Genomic DNA, 6,000 nt, shown 5'->3' with positions numbered 1-6,000 from the left:
TTCAGTTCATCGGCGCCGACCACGGCGGACAGCGGGAAATGTGGAATGTCGGTCATGCAAGTTCTCGTTAAATTCTGCGGCACAGGCAATCCCCTGAGGTGGCCGGGCTTATCGTGGCTAGCGCTCGTTGTGGCGAGCGGGCTTGCCCCGCGTTGGGCTGCGAAGCAGCCCTAATACAAACAGCGCGGTTTTTTTCTGAAAGAACCGGGCGTGCGGTTTTGGGGCCGCTTCGCGACCCAGCGCGGGGCAAGCCCGCTCGCCACATGTCTGCTTGCCACAACAAAGCTGCTCGCGACAACAGTCGGTGCTCGTACGCTAGCTGTCTTCTTCTATGTCCAGCAACAGGTTTTCCAACGCCTCGCGGTATGCGCCGGGTTCTTGCCACAGGCCACGTTGCTGGGCTTCGAGCATGCGTTCGGTCATGTCGCGCAACGCGTCAGGGTTGTGCTGCTGCACGAAGGCTCGGGTGTCAGCGTCCAGCAGGTAAGCGTCGGCAAGCAAAGCGTATTGGTGATCATCGATCAGCGCCGTGGTGGCATCGAACGCGAACAGGTTGTCCACCGTCGCGGCCATTTCGAACGCACCTTTATAGCCATGGCGCTTCACGCCTTCGATCCACTTGGGGTTGGCCGCGCGGGCACGGATCACCCGGTTCAGCTCTTCCTTCAAGGTGCGGATCTTGGGCAAGTCAGGCTGGCTGTGGTCGCCATGGTAACTGGCGGCCTTGTCGCCGCTCAGGGTTTCCACGGCGGCGAGCATGCCGCCCTGAAATTGGTAGTAGTCGTTGGAATCGAGCAGGTCGTGCTCGCGGTTGTCCTGGTTTTGCAAGACCGCCTGCACCTGGCTCAGGCGCTGGGCGAACTGTTCGCGGGCGGCGGTGCCTTCATCGGAACCACCGTAGGCGTAGCCGCCCCAGTTCAAGTAGACCTCGGCCAAATCCTCGCGGCTCTGCCACAGCCGTGCGTCAATCGCGCCTTGGACGCCTGCGCCGTAAGCCCCCGGTTTGGCGCCGAAGATGCGCCAGCCGGCTTGTTTTGCAGCGGCGCTCTCATCCAGACCGGCGTTGAGCAGTGCCTCACGTTCGCTACGCACCTTGGCCGCCAGCGGGTTCATGTCATCCGGTTCATCCAGCGCCGCCACCGCCTGCACCGCCGCGTCGAACAGGCGGATCAGGTTGGCGAAGGCATCACGGAAGAACCCGGACACGCGCAGCGTTACGTCAACGCGCGGACGGTCCAGGAGGCTGATCGGCAGGATTTCAAAGTCGTCCACGCGCTGGCTGCCCGTGGCCCAGACCGGGCGCACGCCCATCAGCGCCATGGCCTGGGCGATATCGTCGCCGCCGGTGCGCATGGTCGCGGTGCCCCATACCGACAAGCCAAGCTGGCGCAGGTGATCGCCGTGGTCCTGCAGGTGCCGTTCAAGGATCAGGTTGGCGGACTGGAAGCCGATACGCCAGGCCGTGGTGGTGGGCAGGTTGCGCACATCCAAGCTGAAGAAATTGCGCCCGGTGGGCAGCACGTCCAGGCGTCCACGGCTCGGCGCGCCGCTGGGGCCGGCCGGTACGAAGCGACCGCTCAAGGCATCCAGCAAGCCGCGCATTTCCGCCGGCCCGCAGGCATCCAGGCGTGGCGCGACGACGATGCGCAGGCTCTCGATGACCGACTTCACGTCTTCCCAGCCGGGCTCTTCAAGCTGCTCAAGCGGCCCTTCCAGCGCCTGTTCGATCAAACGCGCGGCATACAGCTCCAGGCGCTCGCGGGTATCACCGGCGGTGCGCCACAGCTGTTGATCGATCTTTTGCAAGACCTCGGGTCGGCGCCCGGTCCAGGGCTCGGCCAGGGCGCAATCGAGCGGGTCAAAACCCAGCTCGAAGGCCTTGGCCAATACGCGCAGCAAACTCGATTGCGGGCCACGGCCATCGCCGCGCGGGATGCGCAGCAAGGCCAACAAGGTGTCGATGCGCAAGCGGCCGTCGGGCGACTCGCCAAAGATATGCAGACCGTCGCGGATCTGCGACTCCTTCAAGTCACACAGGTAGGTGTCCAGGCGCGGCAGCCAGACCGCGGCGTCGGCGTCGTTATCCAGCTCAAGTTCCTGGTCGATACGGGTTTCGCGTACCAGCTTGAGGATGTCTTTTTGCAGTTCGAGCGCGCGGCGCGGGTCGAGCAATTGCGCTTCGTAGTACTCGTCCGCCAACAGCTCAAGGTTGCGCAACGGGCCGTAGGTTTCGGCGCGGGTCAGCGGCGGCATCAGGTGGTCGATGATCACCGCCTGGGTGCGGCGCTTGGCCTGGGCGCCCTCGCCCGGGTCATTGACGATAAAGGGATAGATGTTCGGCAGCGGCCCCAGCAGCGCATCGGGCCAGCAATTTTCCGACAGCCCCACGCCTTTGCCCGGCAGCCATTCGAGGTTGCCGTGCTTGCCGACGTGGATCACGCCGTGGGCGCCGTAGGTGTGGCGCAACCAGAAGTAAAACGCCAGGTAGCCGTGCGGCGGCACCAGGTCCGGGTCGTGGTACACCGCACTGTGGTCGACCTGATAACCGCGCGCGGGCTGGATGCCGACGAAGGTCTGGCCCAGGCGCAGGCCGGCGATCATCATGCGCCCGTCGCGGCACATCGGGTCGTTGTGCGGCGTGCCCCAGCGCTCCATGACCGCTTGGCGATTGGCCTCGGGCAAGCGTTTGAACATCGCCTCGTAGTCGTCCAGGCCCAGGCTTTGATGACACGGGCGCAGGTCGAGGCTGTCCAGGTCATTGGTGACGCCGCCGAGCAGTTCATGGATCAGCGCGGTGCCGCTGTCGGGCAACTCACTCGGCACCGGGTAACCTTCGGCTTGCAGCGCGCGCAGGATGTTCAGCGCCGCTGCCGGCGTGTCCAGCCCCACGCCATTGCCGATGCGACCGTCACGGGTCGGGTAGTTGGCGAGGATCAGCGCAATACGTTTTTGTGCATTCGGCACCCGCGCCAGCTCGACCCAGCGCCGTGCCAGCTCGGCGACAAAATCCATGCGCTCGGGCGCGGCGCGGTAGCACACCACGTCGGACTGGCTGCGCTCGCTGCGCCAGGCCAGGTCCTTGAAGCTGATCGGGCGGCTGATGATGCGCCCGTCCAGCTCCGGCAAAGCGATGTGCATGGCCAGGTCGCGCGGGCCGAGGCCCTGTTCGCTGGCCTCCCAGCCGGGCTGATTGTCCTGGGCGCAAATCGCCTGGATCACCGGGACATTGCGACGAAACGGGCGCAGGTGCGGCGCTTCGGGGCTGGATTGAGCAAAGCCGGTGGTATTCAGAATCACCGCCGCCTGCACTTCATCCAGCAAGTCTTCGACCACTTTCAGGCAGCCGGGCTCTTTCAGACTGGCCACCGCCATCGGCAACGGGTTGAGGCCTGCCGCCTGCAAGCGCTGGCAGAACACGTCGATAAAACCGGTATTGGCCGCCTGCAAATGCGAGCGGTAGAACAGCACCGCCGCCACCGGAACATCGGCCTGCCAGTCCGCCAGCCAATCATTGAGGCGAGCGTTGGCTTTGTGGGGGTGATAAATCGCGGTGCGCGGCAGGGTTTGCGGCTCGGACCAGACGTAGTCGCGGCCCAGGTAGCTGCTCGCCAGGCAGCGATAGAAATCCAGCGCATTGTCCAGGCCGCCCTGGCGCAGGAAGTGCCAGAGTCGATCGCGCGCTTGAGCATCTACGGTGCTCAAGCCGCTGAGTTCCGGGTCTGGGCGATCATCGCCCGGCACCAGAATCAGTTGCACGCCGCGCTCGGCCAGCTCCACCAGGCGTTCAATGCCGTAGCGCCAATAACCGATGCCGCCGTGCAGCGAAATCAGGATGACCTTGGCGTGGCGCAGCACCTCATCGACGTACAGGTCGACCGAGGCATGGTTTTGCACCTGCATCGGGTTGGCCAGGCGAACGCTGGGGTAGTCGTCGGGCAACTGCTGAGCCGCTTCGGCCAGCAGCGCCAGGCTGGAGTCGCCGCTGCACAGGATCACCAGTTCAGCGGGGGTTTGGCCTAAGTCGGCAATATTGTCGTCCGAGACGAAACCACCGGGCTGGGTCCTGAGCAGGTGCATGGGTTAAACGCTGAGGGCGGCGCGCAGTTGCGCTTCAAGACCCGCCGCATCCAGTTCCTGGCCGATCAGCACCAGGCGCGTGATGCGCGCTTCGTCGGCGCCCCAGGCGCGGTCGAAATGTTTGTCGAAACGCGTGCCCACGCCCTGAATCAACAGGCGCATCGGCTTGTTCGGGATTGCCGCAAAACCTTTGACGCGCAGGATGCCGTGTTGCACCACCAACTGGGTCAGGGCGTCGAGCAGCAGCGCTTCGTCGGCTTGCGGCAGGTCGATGGAGATGGAGTCGAAGGCATCGTGATCGTGGTCATGGTCGTCTTCACCGTCGTGGTGATGATCGTGATGGCTGTGGCGGCCGTCGATGTGTTCTTCGGAGCCGGCGCCCAAGCCAATCAGCACATCCAGTGGCAGGCGACCACTGCTGGCTTCGATGATTTTCACCGCGGGCGGCAGCTCTTCGGCGACTTCCAGGCGCACGCGGGCCAGGTCTTCAGGGCTGATCAGGTCGGACTTGTTAAGGATCACCAGGTCGGCGCTGGCCAGTTGGTCGGCGAACAGCTCGTGCAGTGGCGACTCGTGGTCCAGGTTCGGGTCGAGTTTGCGCTGGGCGTCGACCTGGTCCGGGAACGCGGCGAAGGTACCGGCGGCCACGGCCGGGCTGTCGACCACGGTGATCACGGCGTCAACCGTGCAGGCGCTGCGGATTTCCGGCCACTGGAAGGCCTGCACCAGCGGTTTTGGCAGGGCCAGGCCTGAGGTTTCGATGAGGATGTGGTCGAGGTCGCCGCGACGGGCGACCAGTTCGCGCATGACCGGGAAGAATTCTTCCTGCACGGTGCAGCACAGGCAGCCGTTGGCCAGTTCGTAGACGCGGCCGTTGGCTTCTTCTTCGGTGCAACCGATGGAGCACTGCTTGAGGATTTCACCGTCGATGCCCAACTCGCCGAACTCGTTGACGATCACGGCGATGCGACGGCCCTGGGCGTTGTCGAGCATGTGGCGCAGCAAGGTGGTTTTGCCCGAGCCGAGAAAGCCGGTAACGATGGTGACGGGGAGTTTGGCCAGTGTTTTCATCGGATGCCCTTTGGGGCGGGCATACGGGACGATAGGCCCTGCGGCGGCGCGCAGGAGCGGATTTCGTCACCGGATCACCCCGCCCGGTTGAAGTAGAAAATCGGTTACGAGGCAGGTCTCCTGGCTTGGGGCTTGCGGGTCTTGCGACCGGCGCTGGCTGCGCCTTCCCGCCATGGGTTAATGGCAGTGGCGTGGCAGGCAGTTGAACCCTTTACAGTTGCGGGGGCAGCCGCGGCTTGGACCGCGTTCCCTTCTTAGCTTCGGCGTGGGCCGAAGAACCTCGAGGGTGCAAGGCTACGCAGTGCGTGGGGGATGGTCAATGATGGGGTTGGGTTGGGCTGGGTTGGTTGGTTGGTGTACATATCCGTTGCTGCGGTCACGGCGGCTATAGGTTCCGCTCTTACAGCGGGTCACTTTGGAAAAGCCCCAAAGTAACCAAAGGGCTCTTGCCCCACCACTCGGCACCTCGCTTAGGCTCGGTGTGCCCGAACGAAGGCTTGAATCCGTGGGCCGCCGTGACGGGCCATCCATGGCCCAACACGGCTAACCCGGCGTCCTGCCGGGTTACCCACGGATTCAAACCTGCGTTCGGCCAGCGTGGTTTAACGGGGCGCCTAAGATCAAAGTCAAAAGCAGATCAAGATCAAGATCAAAAGCAGAGCACGGCGGCCTGGTAGCCGACCTGAGTGGTTAGATCAAAAGCGAAGGCGAGGCGGCCTGACAGCCGACCTGGTTCTTGAAGATGAACTCAATCAAAGGTGGGAGCTGGCTTGCTCGCGAAGGCGGTTGGTCAGTGACATATGAGCTGACTGAACCACCGCCTTCGCGAGCAAGCCCGCTCCCACATTTGGA

The 6,000-nt window shown here is 64.0% G+C and carries 2 protein-coding genes and 1 riboswitch; both genes read right to left on the bottom strand.

Translation table 11 applies throughout. From position 1 onward, the window contains the following. Nucleotides 1–315: 315 nt before the first annotated feature. Nucleotides 316–4,077, bottom strand: coding sequence for a cobaltochelatase subunit CobN (cobN, locus tag AACW30_RS15375; protein WP_200625216.1), 3,762 nt, complete (start codon nt 4,075–4,077; stop codon nt 316–318). A 3-nt stretch (nt 4,078–4,080) separates the two neighbouring features. Beyond that, nucleotides 4,081–5,148, bottom strand: a complete 1,068-nt coding sequence (cobW, locus tag AACW30_RS15370) for a cobalamin biosynthesis protein CobW (protein WP_106580323.1) — start codon at nt 5,146–5,148, stop codon at nt 4,081–4,083. Between the two features lie 93 nt (nt 5,149–5,241). Continuing rightward, a riboswitch (cobalamin riboswitch) is annotated at nt 5,242–5,446 on the bottom strand. Nucleotides 5,447–6,000 lie beyond the last annotated feature (554 nt).

It is taken from the genome of Pseudomonas sp. MF6747, from assembly GCF_963890955.1.
Lineage (GTDB): Bacteria > Pseudomonadota > Gammaproteobacteria > Pseudomonadales > Pseudomonadaceae > Aquipseudomonas.
The sequence above is the reverse complement of the archived record's forward strand: the minus strand, read 5'-3'. Positions and strand labels throughout refer to the sequence as shown.

Coding starts and splice junctions, on each gene's coding strand:
- cobW (WP_106580323.1), bottom strand. CDS start 5,148: ATGAAAACACTGGCCAAACTCCCCGTCACCATCGTTACCGGCTTTCTC.
- cobN (WP_200625216.1), bottom strand. CDS start 4,077: ATGCACCTGCTCAGGACCCAGCCCGGTGGTTTCGTCTCGGACGACAAT.